Genomic DNA, 15,538 nt, shown 5'->3' with positions numbered 1-15,538 from the left:
GCCATGCATTCGCCTACGAAGCTTTTACGAGATCGTGGATCTGCTCGCGCATCCATTGCTGACCCTGATGCCTGTGCGTCCGCTCATGCCATATGAGCTCGACCTGAAACCGCTCCGGAAGCCATGGAACGTCTATCCATGCGACCCCACCCAAACGGTTCCGCATCAGGCGTCGCGGCACCAGTGCCACGAGGTCGCTGCTGGCTACGATGCTTGGGACAACGAGGAAAGAGGCGGCAGACGCGACAACGGTGCGGGAGTGACCGAGGACCTCCAGAGTGGCGTCGACCGGCGTGGAAAATCCGCCGCCAGAAGGCGAGACGATGAGCTGTTCAAGCCGGGCGAACCCGGCTGCAGTAGCGCCTTCCTTTATCCGTGGGTGGCCAAGCCGGCCGATAAGGATATAAGTCTCCTCAAACAGGTGGTGGGTACGCAGGTGAGCCTGCCCGGCATCCGGTGTGGCGATGGCGAGATCGACGTCTCCATCTGCCAGCTGCTGCGCTAACCTTGTCGGCGCAAAGCGGTGCACCGCAAGCCGGATACTGGGCGCCCTTTCGCGCAGCGCCACGACCAGGGGTGCTACCACCACAGCCTCGACGTAGTCGGTGCACGCGATCGAGATGGTCAGCTCGGCTGTCGCGGGAGAAAAGCTGTCGTGGCTCTGGAGGGTTCCGCGGAGCTGATCCAGCGAAGCTCTGAGCGGTCCGATCAGCTCCAGGGCCTTGGCGGTCGGCACCATGCCACGATGCGCCGGCACGAGCAGGGGATCCTTGAACAGGTCGCGAAGGCGGTTCAGCTGGGCGCTGAGCGCCGGCTGGCTCATATGTAGCCGGGCTGCGGCCCTTGTGACGTTGCGCTCGACAAGTAGAGCTTCGAGACTGACGAGGAGGTTGAGATCGATGCGCTTCATATCCATGTGCTGGATAGTAGCGCATAAATCAATCGATTTCACATATGGCCTATGGTTGCGATTTAAATCTCCAGGGAGTGCCGCGCTGCGCTGCTCCAGGAAAGTGATGGAGATACACATGTCGATCGATCAAAAGCCTACCATTGTCGTCGCAGGCAGCCTGAGCAAGCAGGGCCGGAGCGTGACAGAGTCGTTGTTGGGGAGTGGACGGTATCACGTTCGTGCGCTGACAAGTCGTACAGACTCGCCTGCGGCCCTCAAGCTGGCGGAGCAGGGCGCTGAGCTCATCGCCGTGCCGCTTGCGATCAACCACAGGAGCGATTTTGTGCAAGCGTTTCGGGGAGCGCAGGGCGCCTTCCTGATGACCCCAGTCGTCGCCCCTCCAGCTACCTACGAGTTCGATATCGGTAGGGACCTCTCGGATGCCGCCGTTGAGGCGGGTGTCGATCACATCGTCTTCAGCACGCTGGAAAACGTAGATGAGATCACTGGAGGTTCGAAGTTCGCGCCGCATTTCACGGACAAAGCGCGCGTCAAGGCCTATATCCTGGGTCTTCCTGTTCGCAGCTCATTCGTCGAGCTCGCGTTCTTCTACGCCAACCTTCTCGAATATTATACGCCGCGTAAGGAGGGCGACACGCTCGTCTTTCCCATTTATCTGCCGGAGCATTTCCGAGCACCCTTCGTCGATCCGCTGACGTCGACAGGGCCAGCCGTTCTGGAAATCGTCGACCATCCCGACATCTATGCCGGGCAAACGCTACCGATCATCGGGGATGTTCTATCCCCGGCCGAGATAATCGAGACTTTCAAGCGTGTCACGGGCCGGAAGGCTGTGTATGCATCCGCCTACACCCCTGATGAGCTGGTTCGTCATTTTCCAGAATTCGGGGAAAATCCCGAGCTCGTTCGAGAAAACATCGGCATGGCGGAATACGCGGTCGAATACGGATATTTCCGGAAAGACCGGGATCTCTCTTGGAGCAGGCGGATCAATCCCTCCAGTCTCACCTGGGAGCAGTTCCTGATCAAGACCGGTTGGGACGGCGAAAAAAGGGCTTTTGGTCTCAGCTGGTGAACCTCGGTCGCTCGCCGGTCGTTTACTCCCACGTCGAGCGCCGGAACCCTTTATCGGCAATAGGGATTTCGGACACAGTTCCATCTGGAAATCCCGAAAAAACGTATCTGATGTTCACAGACTTCGAGCTTACAACCGTCCAAACATCACGTGGTCCGATCCGGCTGAGGAAAGGAGGGGAGGGGCCGCCCGTCCTTCTGCTCCACGGACATCCGCGAACGCATATGACCTGGGGGTAGGTAGCGGATAGGCTGGCGCCGTCATTCACAATAATCTGCCCAGATCTGCCGGGCCTCGGGCAGTCGTATATCCCGCCTGACGCGCCTGACAGAAATCTGGGGTGAATTCGGCGCCCTGATCATGAGCGTCTCAAGTCGCGTGCGCGATGCAGCCACCCGATCGGCGCTCGGTTGGTCCCCTCTTCACAGCGACATGCTGTCGGAAATCGGCAAGCCGCGGCTGCGCGCGCTCGCCTCGTTGACGGCGGCTGGCTCCGGCTCTGAGGAGAGCGCCATCGGGTAACTGCGCGGGACATGTCCCGCTCGCAGAGGTAATTGGTCAGTTCGGCCAATAGGAGCAACGAGGTCCGGCACCTTCGTGCCGGGCCATCATCCACGAACGCATGCCGATGACCTTGCGCGACAAAAAGTGCTTAAGCGCAACGTATCGACGTCAGGTGCCGACGCCGTTGTGAATCCCAATTTCACAGCATCATTGACGAGCATTCTAGGCCGATAGCAAACCGCCGCTCCTGCCGACCATCGCAATGATGATCTCGTTGAGCTCGACTTGAGCTTGGTCGACAGTGATCTCGCCGGTCGCAGCGGCGTGGGACAAGGCATCGGCAGCACCGAGCATTGCCCAGAAGCTGGATTGAAGGATGCCCTTCGATCCGGTGAACGAGGATAAAGCCTTCCGACACTTTTCAATGAAGGCTAGCTGATAGTCTCGTTTCACGGTCTCCAGTTCCGGGGAGCCAGCAAGCCCAGCCAGCACGCCGGGGATTTCGCGACCTTGGGCCAACACGCATTCGACATAGGACTCAGCGATAACTCGCGCAGTTGCTTCCAGCGTCGGCGCGCAGGCTCCAAGCGCGGCGTCGATCACTGCAGTTTGGCGCTCATCAAAATCCCGATAGAGCGCTGTCAGTAGGCCGTTGCGCGTGCCGAAATGGTCGTAGATCAGCGGTTTGGTCACGCCAGCCTTCTCGGCCATCCGCGGCAACGTTAGCGAATCCGTACCTTCTTCTCGCGCGAGCTGCCACGCGACATCCAGGAGCTGGCGCTGCCGCTCCTGGCGGCTTAGGCGCAACCGCTTCCCCCCGCTCAATTTATCAGCACTCACCATTGACACCCTTATATACCCGAGGTAACTTACTAAAAGTATATAGTAGCAATTGTTCAAACACAACCATCCGCCTCGCCCGAGAGGCGGCCGTGGCGGTGCGCGCGCGTGCCGTCCTTGATGGGACAATATCTGATGACTCCAATAGCGCTTACAACGGCCGTCAACCGCAAGGGGTGGCTCGGACTTATGGCTGTCCTACCCCTTGTCCTGCTCGTCGCTATGGACGGCTCCATACTTTATCTCACGATGCCACATGTGACGTCAGCTCTGACGCCTACAGCCGATCAGGCTCTTTGGATACTCGACATTTACGGCTTCGTGGTCGGATCGCTCCTGATCGCCTTCGGCAATATCGGAGACCGATATGGCCGTCTGAAGCTTATCATGGGCGGAGCCGCGGTGTTCGGTGCTGGGTCGCTAGGCGCAGCCTATGCCCAATCACCACTGATGCTGATCGCCGCGAGAGCGCTGATGGGTTTGGGGGGCGCGACACTTTTGCCGTCCGCCCTCGCTATCGTCAGCGCTCTCTTTCCTGACGCTCGGCAACGGGCGCAAGCTATCGGTATCTTCGCGGCAACATTTGCCGCCGGCTTTGCCATCGGTCCACTGATCGGCGGCATGTTACTCCGACAGTATGAATGGGGCGTCGTCTTCCTCATCAACATTCCGATTGTACTCGCGTTCCTAATGACCTCGCCGTTCGTGCTGCGCGACGTCCGTTCGACCGCTTATGGTCGGATCGATATGCCCAGCCTGATGCTATCGTTCGTCGGCATACTTCTGTTCACCTGGTCACTCAAAACGGTCGCTGCGGAAGGATTCACGGTGATGCAATCGACGGGCGGCGTCATCGGCATCCTTGGGCTTGCGGTGTTCCTACGCCGGCAGACGCGCATCGCGTACCCGCTACTGGACCTTAGCCTGTTCCGGGACCCCGTCTTCTTTATCGCGATCCTGACGGGGCTTCTGTCTCTCGTTGTCTGGTCCGCCACCGGCTTCTTGTCGGGCATCTACCTGCAAACGGTGCTCGGCTTCGACGTGTTCACGACCGCGCTGCTGACATTGCCCGGGGCTGTCGTCTTGACCGCGACATGTGTGGGGACGGCCCGTATAGTCGATTGGCTTGGGCAGAGGGCCGCTCTGGTGACAACACACCTGCTTATCAGCATGGGGGTCTTCCTATTGTTGCTGACAAGCACCCAGACAGGTGTCGCTGCGTTCATCGCCTCAACGATTATCGCGGGCATCGGCTACGGGCTCTCGTTCAGTCTCGTTGCCGACGTTGCGGTGTCCGCCGTTCCGGCGGAGCGCGCCGGTGCTGCGGGTTCGATCGCGGAAACCAGCAATGAACTCGGCAATGCACTCGGCATCACTCTGCTCGGATCACTGGCTGCGCTCAGCTTTCGTCTTTTTGGTCCCGGCGTGGCAGGAACCCTTAATGAAACTCTGGACCATGCGGGCATCACAACAGAGGCTGCCGCACAAGCCAAAGAGGCTTTTCTCACCGGCCTGCACCTCGTGGTCACCGTCGGTGGGCTCCTTACCTTGCTAGTTGCCGTAGCTGCCTCGGTCTTCCTGCCCAAAAGGCCGGCGGGTTGACCACAATAACGTCGGCAGAGACAGCCGATACAATCGGCTTCTCCACAGTGTGTTGGCGGGAGAGGCTGAAAGCCCGCGCTAGAGCGGTTCCCTGACTGATTGAATTTGGGGCTTTGCAGATTAGACTCGTTCTGATCCAAACTCTCTGCCGACGAAGGTCGGCAGAGATGTAAGCGGTTGGCGCAACCTGAAATTCAGCAGGGCAGCGTTCGTCCCGGTCCGCTCGGCGGTGACCGCAACTCTCGCAAGATACTCCCGGCTGTTGCGTCATGCTAGATATTCGGCACCGCGCAGTTCATCAGCAATGTCTTCTATTGATTCCATCTGTCGTTCAGCATTCTGTGACAGCAGGTGAGAATTTGCCAAGAGCGGAGGTACCAGAACAAGGCGATCTCTCGGGTACCGGGATGCATTGCTTGATAGAGATAACGATCGTAGCCACCAAGCACGAAGCCGTAGCGCTGATAGAACCTGCAGACAGCCGCGCTATTGGAGTGGGCTTTGAGGCTGATTCCTGCGAGCGCCAGTTTTCGGGCCCATTCGAGCTTCGAGCCCGTGGTAGGTAGCGCGTCCGGTTGGGAGCCTCTGTCTACCAAATCAGATGCTCCGCAGCCGCAGCCGCAGTCAGGCCGGAAGGCGGGAGATCATCTATCGAGCCCGATATCAGTCTATCCAGCAACTCAAGTTCTTGGCGAGGAACGGGTCCTTAAATGGCAACATAAGGGGCAGGGATCTTTGGTTCGATTCCGTTCAAGAGCTAGATTTCTTGAGAGATGAATCTGAACAACCTGGCAAACATATATTCACTGGCTAACAACTCGTAGAAAGAACGACACCCCCAGTCTTGGCTGTCGTCCTCTCTCGATTGCCCTGCTCGCCTGGTTGCCTGGAAACCGTCCGCTTTGCAAAAAGGTCACTTGACGATTAGCGCAGGCTTAGGGGAGGTCACGCAGCGATGTCTGACTGTCTCGCTCGCGGATCGGGCTAGGCTTTCTAGCCTGCAGCTTCCAGGATAAGCTCCGCGACCTCGTCCGGGTGCGAGATCAGCGAGAGATGGCTGGCTTTTAATTCGATTGCCTTTGCGTCCATGCGTTTGGCGAGAAAGCGCTGCAGGTCCGGGTTGATCGTGCGGTCTTCGCTCGACACCGCATAATAGCTAGGCTTGTGGCGCCAAGCGGCTTCGGTAACTTTGCCTGAGAGTAGCGCCTTCCGGAACGGATACTGTGTTGCGTAAAGCACTTCCGCACGAGCCCTTGGGATATCGCCGGCGAAGTCCTCAAGGAACGCCCTCTTGGTTAGCCTGCCTTCCTCGCCGTCGAAAACAATACCAGCAGATGCGGGAGGTGTAGGATAAGTCTTAGCCAATGCGGCGAAGTCCTCATTCGCATCTGGGGCACGGGCTGCGATATATACGACAGCGGACACATTTGGATGCATACCTGCCTGCGTTACGACCATTCCGCCGAACGAGTGCCCGACAAGGACGGTTGGGCCGTCCTGCCGCGCCAGCACGCGCTCGGCAGCCGCAATCGACTCGGGTAGGGTGGTCAGAGGGTTCTGGACCGACGTGATGTTCAGACCTTTGGGCTGTAGCCTGGATATAACCTCGCTCCAGCAGGAGCCATCGGCGAAAAGCCCATGGACGAAGACGATGTTGCGGGCATTTGGTGGGCGGGCAATCGCTGGTGCGGCCATGCCGTTGGTTGAAACCAGCTTTGCCGCCGCACCAACAAGCAATGCAGTTGAAAATCTGCGTCTATTCATGATCATCTTGGACTCCTTTCGTGATAAAGCACATGCTTCGATGGAGTCTTTCGATGCCGAGTCCTCGATCTTACATCGTCACGGTTATGTGATCATTGGGCAAAATCGGAAGATTTTCGAAATGCCACGTAATAACAGGTCTCGTCCAACGAAGTTACAAATGCATGGATACACGGGAAGACAGATGGGCGAAAGCGATGCGGGCCGAACGTATTGGAGATAGTGCTGCCTATGAAGCCTTTCTTCGGGACTTCGCCTCTTCGGTGCGCAGGATCGTCGAAGCGCATCTGCGGCGCATGCGCTTCAGTCTCGCAGAGGTAGAGGATGTCGTCCAGGAGGTGTTGATCGCCGTTCACTCCCGTCGCCATCAATGGGATACGCAGAGGGCTCTGCTTCCCTGGCTGAATGCAATTGCGCGCTACAAGATCATTGATGCAAGCCGGCGCCTAGGACGGGATGCACGCGTGCGCATTGATCTGACCGAGGAGGAATGGGCTGGCATCTTTTCTTCGGAGGCGTTCGATCCGGAGCGCAATCCGGCAGATGTAGAGAAACTCATTTCTGCCTTGCCTCGTGGCGAACAGGCTGCTGTCCGCGCCATCGGTCTTCAGGGCGCATCGACCAAAGAGGCGGCAGAACGGCTCGGATCAAGTGAAGGGGCGGTGCGGGTCGCGTTCCATCGCTCCTTAAAGAAACTGATGGTTGCCGCGCGGAGAAAAGGCTTCGACCATGAATGACACCCAACGGCTGACGGGGCGGACCGACGATCTGATCAAGGGATTGGCAACGCAGGCAGGAAAACGATCGTCGGCAACACCCAGTCTCTCCATTGTCCTTGCCGCTGCCATGGTCTTTTCGATCCTGGCGGCAACTGGCGTGGTTCTGGTGATTGCCGGGGCGCGTTCAGATCTCGCGCGGATCTTGCCGACCTGGACGTTCCAGTTCAAAGTCATCGGCATGGCCTTTATCGCAGCTGGCGCGTTTCAGCTCGCTAGGACCGTGGTACGACCGGGCCGGGCGCTTCGTGCGTTGCTGTGTCTTGCTCCAGGCGTGGCGTTCCTGCTTGCCGGAGCATTGCTCGACCGGAGCGGCTTTCCATTGCTTGGGGTTCACACTTATTCGGTGTCAAGTTGTGCAGGCATCATCATTATGGCTTCCATTCCTGCGTTGGCTGCTTTTCTTGCTGCCATGCGGGCAGGAACGCCTACGCGGCTTGGCCGAGCAGGCGCTGTCGCGGGTTTGCTCGCAGGTTCCGTCGGTGCCCTTGCCTATACGATCGCTTGTCTCAACGATGGCGCTGCCTTCGTCGCAATATGGTATTCGGTTGCTATCGCGTTCGTGACTGCGTTGGGAGCGGCTACTGGCCCAAGATTGTTGAGGTGGTAGCTGGCTGAGGTCGGCAATGGATGCAACGTCCCCCACACATTTCTGGGATGCGGCAAAGAAGGAGCCGCGGACACCGGCATCAATTCCATGCGATGTCGTCGCGTGCAGATCATCGTAATTTGATAAGCCAGACCGATATTCCGAGGTAGGGATAAAGATGTCGATTTTCGACCAATGACAGAGCAAGAAAAAATGAGCAATTTCACACGCAGCGTAACCATACCTGCACGAACAATTTATCCCCCACAATCCATTAGCGTAGAAGCCCAGGCGTCGCTGTCACGCCTGGTAGACGAGGACGGCAGCCCGATCAACGCGCGGTATGAAATGCCGTCCCCAGAGGATTTTTCAGGCTGGATGATGATGAAAGCCGCAGTAGATGCACACTACGCCGCCGCGGCTAAAGATCTTGCCGGGAGTTTGAAGTCCACAGTCGAGACAATTGTAGTCGAACAAGCAACGATCCATGTCGCGAGGCCGCACGGATCATTTCATGAGCGTAGCGCACTCATCGACCTGCATGGCGGCGCAGGAGGCGGTGAGGCCTGTCGCGTCAGTGCGCGACACCAAGCTCACCAGCATGCCGTTCGATGCTACGGTGTCGATTACCGGATGCCGCCTGAGCATCCCTATCCGGCCGCTCTTGATGACTGCTTGGCCACGTACCGTCATGTATTGAACGGTCATCCCCCGACAAGGTGGTCATCATGGGGAGATCGGCAGGCGGCAATCTCGCGACTGCTATGCTGCTGCGAGCGAGAGATGAAGGCATGCCAATGCCCGGCAGACTAGTCTTGCTCTCTCCACAGTTTGACCTCACCGAATCGGGCGACAGTTTCCAAACCAACCAGATGCTTGATCTGGTTCTGCCTCGCCCGCTTAGATCAAGCAACCTGCTCTACGCTGGTGGTGCAGATCTTTCCAATCCCTATCTATCGCCACTCTTTGGCGATCTGCGGGGCTTCCCGCCGACATTTCTGCAGACCGGCACGCGTGACCTGTTCCTATCGAACACGGTGAGGATGCATCGAGCCTTGCGAAAAGCTGGCGTGGAAACCGAATTGCACGTCTTCGAAGCTATGCCCCATGGTGGCTTCATGGGTGGGACGCCGGATGACCAGGAACTCGAAGCGGAGATCGACCGGTTCGTCATGACAAGCTGGAAATGATGCGAGCACCCAGACAGGTTTGGCGCAGCTCCTCTGTTGCCCAGCTACGTCCCTGGCCACATTCCTCCGTCAAGTCGAATGTTCGCCCCTGTGATATAGCCGGCACGAGGGCTTGAGAGAAAAGCAATCGCATCAGCAATCTCCTCGAGGGTTCCGACCCTTCCAACGGGCACCTGAGCAAACAACGGCAGGATTTCTCTCTCAATGTCATTCCAGGGGGCGTCAATGGCCATCCCCATCGCAATTGCTTTCTTACGGAATGCGGTATCCAAACTGATGCTATGCACCGTTCCAGGCGAAACGGTGTTTGCGGTGATGCCGTGTGCAGCAACGTCTTTTGCGAGCGACGCCGTCATCGCGATCATGGCTGCTTTGGCGGCAGAGTAGTCCGGTCGACTTGCAGGCGGCATCAGGGCCGCCAGGCTTGAGATGTTTATGATCCGACCCCACCGCGACGCTTTCATTGCGGGCAGAGCGAGCGAGACGATCCTCACAGATGCGAGCACGTTCCTGTCATAGACAGCGGCCCACGTTTCAGAGTTTGTCGAGGTCCAATCCTCCGCCGGGGCAGATCCGCCGGCATTGTTGACCAGGATGTCGATTGAGCCTGCTGCAGCCTTTGAATCACGAACCAGACGATCGACCTGATCCGGCACAGTTAGATCGCCGAATACCGCGAACGCTTGCCCTCCAGAGGATATGATGTCATGCGCGACTTCCTCTGTTTTCATTCTGTCGCGACCATGGACAAGAACGGTTGCCCCTTCCTTTGCGAGGCCTCTGGCCACGCCCTCGCCAATCCCCTTACTGCTTCCCGTGACCAGCGCAACCTTGTTTTGGAGTTGTAAGTCCACGATATCTCATCCGTGTTGTCGTCTCCTGCAGATATGAGGTTCGTTGATGAAACAGGCAATTACGCACTTTAAAGTGCCTGTCGAGGACAGGGCGACATGCCTCGGAGCCGACGGATCTGTCTCTCATGTCAGCAGGGTGCTTCGGATGATTACAGGACGTTGGAAACTGCCGATCCTTTTCCGATTGTTTGCCGAACCATCATTGCGAGCATCGCAGTTCATGAGAGACATACCTGGGATATCCCAGAAGATGCTAACGCAACATCTCAGGGAACTGGAAAATGACGGCCTCATAATCCGACACGACTTTCAAGAGCAGCCTCCTCGAGTCGAATACTCGCTGAGTTCAGCAGGCCGCGGGCTTATGCCGATTTTGATGGCGGTCAGGGAATTCTCTCGGGCCTATCCTGTCGATCGGCGTCGCTAACTAAGTTGGGTGCCGACGCTTGGCGCGTCATCCCGAAAATATCGCTTGCATTATAGACCGAATGGTTCCATATAGCGTTCATGGTCAAGCGTACTCAAATATCCGCGTCCGTTGGTCGCCCTAGAGAATTTGAACTCGATGAAGCAGTTCGAAAAGCAATGCACGTATTTTGGGATCGTGGATATCACGATGCATCCCTTCCCGACTTGCTTGAGGGTATGAAACTTTCCAGAGGCAGCTTTTATAAGGCTTTCGTCGACAAGAGAGGCGTCTATCTGCGCGCCCTCGACGCTTACATTGAGGACGCTGTTCGCTCGGTCGGTGAAACGCTGCATTCCAATCCGTCGCCCAAAGCCGCGATTTTAGAAGCTTTTTCTCAACAAGTGGATCAAGCATCGGGAAAGGAAGGTTTGCGTGGATGCTTTGTCGTCTTTGCAGCCGTCGAGATGCTTCCAGAGGATGAAGAGGTCGCTCCACGTATTTCCCGGCTGTTCAGGCGGCTGCAAGATCTTTATGCGGCGGCGATAATAAGAGCGCAGGCCTTGGGCGAAATCGATCCCGAGCTTGATGAACGAACGCTTGCCAGGTTCCTCGTGTGTCAGATTCAGGGCATGCGGGTTCTTGCCAAAGCAGGAGCGGATCGCGCTGAGACGAGGGCCATGGTCAAACTGGCGCTAAAGGCGCTTGGCTGACTTCTATTTGGAACCAATAGGTTCCAAATTTTTAACATTGCAAACCTTCGATCGATTTTTTGGTCGATGTGGAGACACTTATGAGAGACACAAGCAATCCCGATGACAAACTCGATCCACGTCGATGGATTGCACTGGTCATCCTTTTGACCGGCGCATTTTTGCCACCGCTTGACTTCTTCATCGTCAATGTGGCGCTGCCCTCGATCCGGGTGGATTTCAGGGCCTCTGCGTCAACGATGCAGCTGATTATCTCTGGTTACGCCACCACCTATGCTGTGATGCTGATCACTGGGGGCAGGCTTGGAGATCTCTATGGTCGACGAAATGTCTTTCTGGCTGGAATGGTCGGGTTTGCAGTCGCATCTGCTTTGTGCGGGTTTTCCTGGTCTCCAGCCGCGTTGATCGCCGGCCGTGTCCTTCAGGGGCTTGCCGCGGCCATCATGGCACCGCAGGCGCTGGCGTCGATCAATGCAATTTTTCCAGACCACGAGAAATCAAAGGCACTCAGCTTTTACGCCCTGACATTTGGTGTTGCATCGATGGCTGGCCTGTTTCTCGGTGGAGCGCTAATCGCACTGAATATCTTCGGTCTCGGATGGAGGGCCATTTTCCTGATCAACCTCCCGGTGATTGCGATCGCTGCGCCGCTGGCCTCCTTCATGTTGCGCGAAACCCGCTCGGAACACCCAACCAATCTGGATTTGGGCGGAGCCTTGCTGATAGCGCTTGCACTTTTTGCCCTGATCGCGCCGCTTATCGAGGGCCGGGAGCGGGGGTGGCCAATCTGGTTGCCTCTGATGCTCTGTGCTTCACCACTGCTTTTCGTCTTGTTCTGGCGGCATGAGCGAAACGTCGAGACAGCGGGCGGAAATCCTATCCTTGAACCAAGCCTGCTGAACGTCTCGGGGTTGAAGCGCGGGTTGACAGCTGCCTTCTTCTTCTACTCTCTGGCGGCATTCTGGCTCGTATTCTCGGTTTATCAACAGAGCGGCCTTGGCCGCACGCCCTTTGAAGCCGGGCTCGCCATCCTGCCTGCCGCAGCCGGTTTTGTCCTTGGCCCCTTTGCAAGCGAGCGCGTCCTCCGCTTCTTTGGAAGATACTCCGCTGCCATTGGCATGGGGCTGCAAGCAGGCGGCCTGTTTGCAACGGCCGCCCTTATCTCAAGTGATCATGCCCAGTTCCTCTCTCTAGCGCTCTTTCTCATTGGAGCGGGGCAGGGGATCGCGCTTCCAAACCTTTTGAAAAGCGTCGTGCAGCGCGTCGCCAGACCGCAATCGGGACTGGCCTCCGGTCTCGTCAACTCCACATTTCAGATTGGCGGCGCATTCGCGGTTGCACTCATTGGCGGGTTGTTCTTCTTGAATTTGGGGTCTGCAACCGATGCCAGATCCATCGGCCGGGCATATAGCCTGGCAGCAATCGCAATCGCACTCTGTCTTCTCGTCGCAGGATGGCTTTCCGCTGGCCTTCCGTCGAACAAGGCGGTGCGCCGATGAGCACGCGCATTGACGAGCTCAATGACTAACGCTGCATTGACGGCTTGATCATTCCCGCCTCCACGTCGGTCCCCACCAGAGGACCATTCCTCACAGCTTGAAACAGAACTATTTCGGAGTAAACCGCCATGAACAACATCCATGATCTTCCTCTTTCGGGTAAGAGCGCGCTTGTTACCGGTGCAGCACGCGGGATCGGCGCGGCCATCGCGCTGAAGCTGGCTAAAGATGGTGCCGACGTTGCGATCACCTATGAGAAGTCGGCCGAAAAAGCCGAAGCTCTCGCCGCCGAGATCAGAACTATGGGCCGCAAAGCTGTGGCCATTCAGGCCGATGCAGCAAGCACAGCCGCCGCTACGGCTACCGTCGAGCGGACCGTCGCTGAACTTGGCGGCCTCGACATTCTGGTTAACAATGCCGGCGTCCTCTTCGCAGGAGATTTCGCGGTACAGCCACTGGAGGAAATAGATCTGCAACTGAGCGTCAATGTTCGTGGCGTGTTTCTGATCACCCAGGCAGCGCTGAAACACATCCCGAATGGCGGCCGTATCATCAGCACCGGAAGCAATGCAGGCCTGGCGGTGCCATTTGCAGGAATCGCGGTTTATGCGGCGACCAAATCAGCGCTGGAAAGCTTCACGCGCGGCCTGGCGCGTGAACTGGGTCCGAGGGAGATTACCGTCAATCTGGTCCGACCGGGGCCAATCGACACTGAGATGAACCCTGCCGACGGTGATCTCGCGCCTGCCATCCTGCCAAAACTGTCGATCGCCCGGTACGGCAGAACCAGAGAAGTGGCAGAGGCCGTTGCGTTCCTCGCTGGTCCAGGTGCTGCCTATATCACCGGCTCGGGTATTCTTGTCGATGGCGGCATAAGCGCCTGAGCATTGGCGCGAGGGGGCGGACCGTACGCCTCGAGCACCGCGTTCTATTCAACGGCACCGAAAAAAGGTGCAGAAACATGGAGTATAAACGCCTTAGAACCGCCAGCCTTCGGATTTGGCGCCTCTGCGCTGGATGCATACTTTTGGGCGAACCTGGAACAGATGGAACCGGAGAAAGCATTTGAAGACCATCGGCATACTTGGCGGAATGTCCGCCGCCTCGACGCAGATTTATTACCGTGAACTCTGCCGGCTCACCCGCGAGACCCTGGGAGGACTTCATTCTCCTGAGCTTCTCATACGATCCGTCGACTTTGATGAAATCGAAACGTTGCAGGTGTCTTCCAATTGGGACGCGGCGGCAGATATCCTGAATGAGAAAGCCATTGCTTTGGAGCGTGGAGGCGCCGAGCTCCTCATCCTGGCGACGAACACCATGCACAAGGTGGCGGGCAGGATTCTGGCCGGGGTGTCGATCCCGTTCGTACACATCGCAGACGCCACGGCGACGGCGATCCTCGACGGCGGCTTTCGCAAGCCGGGCCTGATGGCGACCGCCTTCACGATGGAGCAGAACTTCTATACCGACCGTCTGACTGCTAGGGGACTGTTGCCGATAATTCCTGAAGCGGGAGATCGAGCGGAGACCCACCGCATCATCTACGACGAGCTGTGTCGCGATGTCGTAACCAAGGAAAGCCGTTTGAGGTACGAATTGATTGCGCAGCGACTGATCGATCGAGGCTGCGACTGTCTTATCCTTGGTTGCACGGAGGTGGGCATGCTGTTGAACCAGGATAATGTCGCCGTCCCTGTCTTCGATACGACCCTCATTCACTGTGAAGCGGCTCTTAGGGCGGCGCTGGATTGATGTGCTGCCGGTTGCGGCTCGGCGGTTATCTCGTATGAGGCGCCCTGGGTTCAGGTCTTGGCAAATGGGGTTAAACCTGTTCTCCAAGGTGCTGTTGGACCCACTTCACCTCTTCCGATGCGGTACGTCCGAAATGCCGTTTGAATTCGCGGCTGAACTGAGCGGGACTGACATAACCGACCGATGCAGCCACGGCAGCAATGGTCCCGCTCTGGCGCGCGATCATCAGTCTCGCCTCGTGGAGTCGCATCGCCTTCACGTATTGCATCGGACTTGAGCCGGTCAGGTTTTTGAAATGAACGTGATACGAAGGGACGCTCATGCCCACGCTTTTGGCAAGATCCGCGACAGTGATGTCAGAACCATAGTTCTCGCGCAGCCACGCTACGCTTTCGACCAGTTTTCCGGACGTCCCCTTTCGCTGAAGGGCCGCGATCATCGCGCCGCCTTGCGGGCCGACCATGACGCGGTAGTGCAATTCGCGCAGGATGGAGCTTCCGATCACAGCGACCTCGGCCGGACTTTGGAGCGCCTCGACCAGGCGCAGAAGCACGTCCTGGATGCTGCGGTCCATCCTGCTGGAGAATAGCCCCTTCGGCGTGGCGCTCGGAGAACCTGCATGTTGTTCGACCTGCATGGCGATTTCTGCCGCCACCTGCATGTCGAACTCGAGATAGATCGCCAGCAACGGTCTCTGCTGACTGGCTTTGGAAGTCATCCTGAAGGGAACGGGTACCGAAACGGCAAGATAGTGATCCTCATCGTAAAGGTAGGCTTCCCCATCCAAGATGCCGTGCTTGCTTCCCTGTAATACGAAGACTGCCCCTGGCTTATAGAGAACCGGCACGTCGTTGAGGACTGCTTCAGTGCGCAGGATACGGACACAACCGATCGCCGTCTGATTGTAGCCGAGACGGGGAGCAAGTTGCCCGGCCAGGGCGACAAGCCGGTCATGGCCAACGGACGGTTCTTCATAAATCATAGGATTTGGCAAAATATCGAGAGGATTCGCAATCGAGATAAGAGAACCATCAGATTATCTGTCATCTTGCATAAAT

Annotated in this window: 15 protein-coding genes and 2 pseudogenes; 12 read left to right on the top strand and 5 right to left on the bottom strand. The window is 57.5% G+C overall.

Translation table 11 applies throughout. The annotated features are described in order from the left end of the window. Positions 1-13: 13 nt before the first annotated feature. Entirely contained in the window at positions 14-910 is an 897-nt protein-coding gene (locus OSJ75_RS09775) for a LysR family transcriptional regulator (protein WP_267227786.1), read from the bottom strand. 118 nt (positions 911-1,028) lie between these two features. Here OSJ75_RS09775 and OSJ75_RS09770 point away from each other — a divergent pair, with 118 nt between their 5' ends. The 3 genes and pseudogenes from OSJ75_RS09770 to OSJ75_RS09760 all read left to right on the top strand — a co-directional run bounded on the left by OSJ75_RS09770 (position 1,029) and on the right by OSJ75_RS09760 (position 2,510). Further along, a complete protein-coding gene (locus OSJ75_RS09770; protein ID WP_267227784.1) occupies positions 1,029-1,988 on the top strand; it encodes an NmrA/HSCARG family protein in 960 nt (319 codons plus the stop codon). 110 nt (positions 1,989-2,098) lie between these two features. Continuing rightward, positions 2,099-2,317: pseudogene (locus OSJ75_RS09765) on the top strand (alpha/beta fold hydrolase); the annotation flags it as partial. Positions 2,318-2,348: 31 nt separating this feature from the next. Next, positions 2,349-2,510 carry a hypothetical protein gene (locus OSJ75_RS09760; RefSeq protein WP_267227783.1) on the top strand — a complete coding sequence of 54 codons (162 nt, stop codon included), beginning with the start codon at positions 2,349-2,351 and terminating at the stop codon, positions 2,508-2,510. 204 nt (positions 2,511-2,714) lie between these two features. Here the strand turns inward: OSJ75_RS09760 and OSJ75_RS09755 are convergent, their stop codons facing one another. After that, the gene (locus OSJ75_RS09755) at positions 2,715-3,335 is read right to left on the bottom strand and encodes a TetR/AcrR family transcriptional regulator (protein ID WP_267227782.1); all 621 of its coding nucleotides are present in this window, start codon (positions 3,333-3,335) and stop codon (positions 2,715-2,717) included. A gap of 132 nt (positions 3,336-3,467) precedes the next feature. Here OSJ75_RS09755 and OSJ75_RS09750 point away from each other — a divergent pair, with 132 nt between their 5' ends. Further along, positions 3,468-4,934 (top strand): MFS transporter, encoded by a 1,467-nt coding sequence (locus OSJ75_RS09750; protein WP_267227781.1) that lies wholly within the window; start codon positions 3,468-3,470, stop codon positions 4,932-4,934. 993 nt (positions 4,935-5,927) lie between these two features. Here the strand turns inward: OSJ75_RS09750 and OSJ75_RS09745 are convergent. Further along, positions 5,928-6,704, bottom strand: coding sequence for an alpha/beta fold hydrolase (locus OSJ75_RS09745; RefSeq protein ID WP_267227780.1), 777 nt, complete (start codon positions 6,702-6,704; stop codon positions 5,928-5,930). Between the two features lie 158 nt (positions 6,705-6,862). Between OSJ75_RS09745 and OSJ75_RS09740 the strand changes: the two genes are divergently transcribed. The 3 genes and pseudogenes from OSJ75_RS09740 to OSJ75_RS09730 all read left to right on the top strand — a co-directional run bounded on the left by OSJ75_RS09740 (position 6,863) and on the right by OSJ75_RS09730 (position 9,253). After that, positions 6,863-7,435 carry a sigma-70 family RNA polymerase sigma factor gene (locus OSJ75_RS09740; protein WP_267227779.1) on the top strand — a complete coding sequence of 191 codons (573 nt, stop codon included), beginning with the start codon at positions 6,863-6,865 and terminating at the stop codon, positions 7,433-7,435. Next, entirely contained in the window at positions 7,428-8,084 is a 657-nt protein-coding gene (locus tag OSJ75_RS09735) for a DUF1109 domain-containing protein (RefSeq protein ID WP_267227778.1), read from the top strand. Before OSJ75_RS09740 ends, OSJ75_RS09735 begins: the two co-directional genes overlap by 8 nt. Positions 8,085-8,258: 174 nt before the next feature. After that, positions 8,259-9,253: pseudogene (locus OSJ75_RS09730) on the top strand (alpha/beta hydrolase). A 44-nt stretch (positions 9,254-9,297) separates the two neighbouring features. Here OSJ75_RS09730 and OSJ75_RS09725 read toward each other — a convergent pair. After that, positions 9,298-10,107 (bottom strand): SDR family NAD(P)-dependent oxidoreductase, encoded by an 810-nt coding sequence (locus OSJ75_RS09725; RefSeq protein ID WP_267227776.1) that lies wholly within the window; start codon positions 10,105-10,107, stop codon positions 9,298-9,300. Positions 10,108-10,153: 46 nt separating this feature from the next. Between OSJ75_RS09725 and OSJ75_RS09720 the strand changes: the two genes are divergently transcribed. From OSJ75_RS09720 to OSJ75_RS09700, 5 genes are all read left to right on the top strand, one after another. Further along, a complete protein-coding gene (locus tag OSJ75_RS09720) occupies positions 10,154-10,534 on the top strand; it encodes a winged helix-turn-helix transcriptional regulator (RefSeq protein WP_267227775.1) in 381 nt (126 codons plus the stop codon). A gap of 158 nt (positions 10,535-10,692) precedes the next feature. Then, positions 10,693-11,226 (top strand): TetR/AcrR family transcriptional regulator, encoded by a 534-nt coding sequence (locus tag OSJ75_RS09715; RefSeq protein ID WP_323748361.1) that lies wholly within the window; start codon positions 10,693-10,695, stop codon positions 11,224-11,226. 80 nt (positions 11,227-11,306) lie between these two features. Next, positions 11,307-12,725 (top strand): MFS transporter, encoded by a 1,419-nt coding sequence (locus OSJ75_RS09710; RefSeq protein WP_267227773.1) that lies wholly within the window; start codon positions 11,307-11,309, stop codon positions 12,723-12,725. A 128-nt stretch (positions 12,726-12,853) separates the two neighbouring features. Beyond that, positions 12,854-13,609: an SDR family oxidoreductase gene (locus tag OSJ75_RS09705; protein ID WP_267227772.1), complete on the top strand. Its 756-nt coding sequence runs from the start codon at positions 12,854-12,856 to the stop codon at positions 13,607-13,609. Between the two features lie 181 nt (positions 13,610-13,790). Next, on the top strand, positions 13,791-14,480 hold the full coding sequence (locus OSJ75_RS09700) for an aspartate/glutamate racemase family protein (protein WP_267227771.1): 690 nt from the start codon (positions 13,791-13,793) through the stop codon (positions 14,478-14,480). 70 nt (positions 14,481-14,550) lie between these two features. On the opposite strand, the gene OSJ75_RS09695 is transcribed toward OSJ75_RS09700, so the two are convergent. Continuing rightward, entirely contained in the window at positions 14,551-15,477 is a 927-nt protein-coding gene (locus OSJ75_RS09695) for an AraC family transcriptional regulator N-terminal domain-containing protein (RefSeq protein ID WP_416362550.1), read from the bottom strand. Positions 15,478-15,538 lie beyond the last annotated feature (61 nt).

Origin of the sequence: Phyllobacterium sp. 0TCS1.6A, assembly GCF_026420825.1 — a bacterium.
Lineage (GTDB): Bacteria > Pseudomonadota > Alphaproteobacteria > Rhizobiales > Rhizobiaceae > Phyllobacterium.
This window is presented reverse-complemented; position numbering and strand designations above follow the sequence as displayed.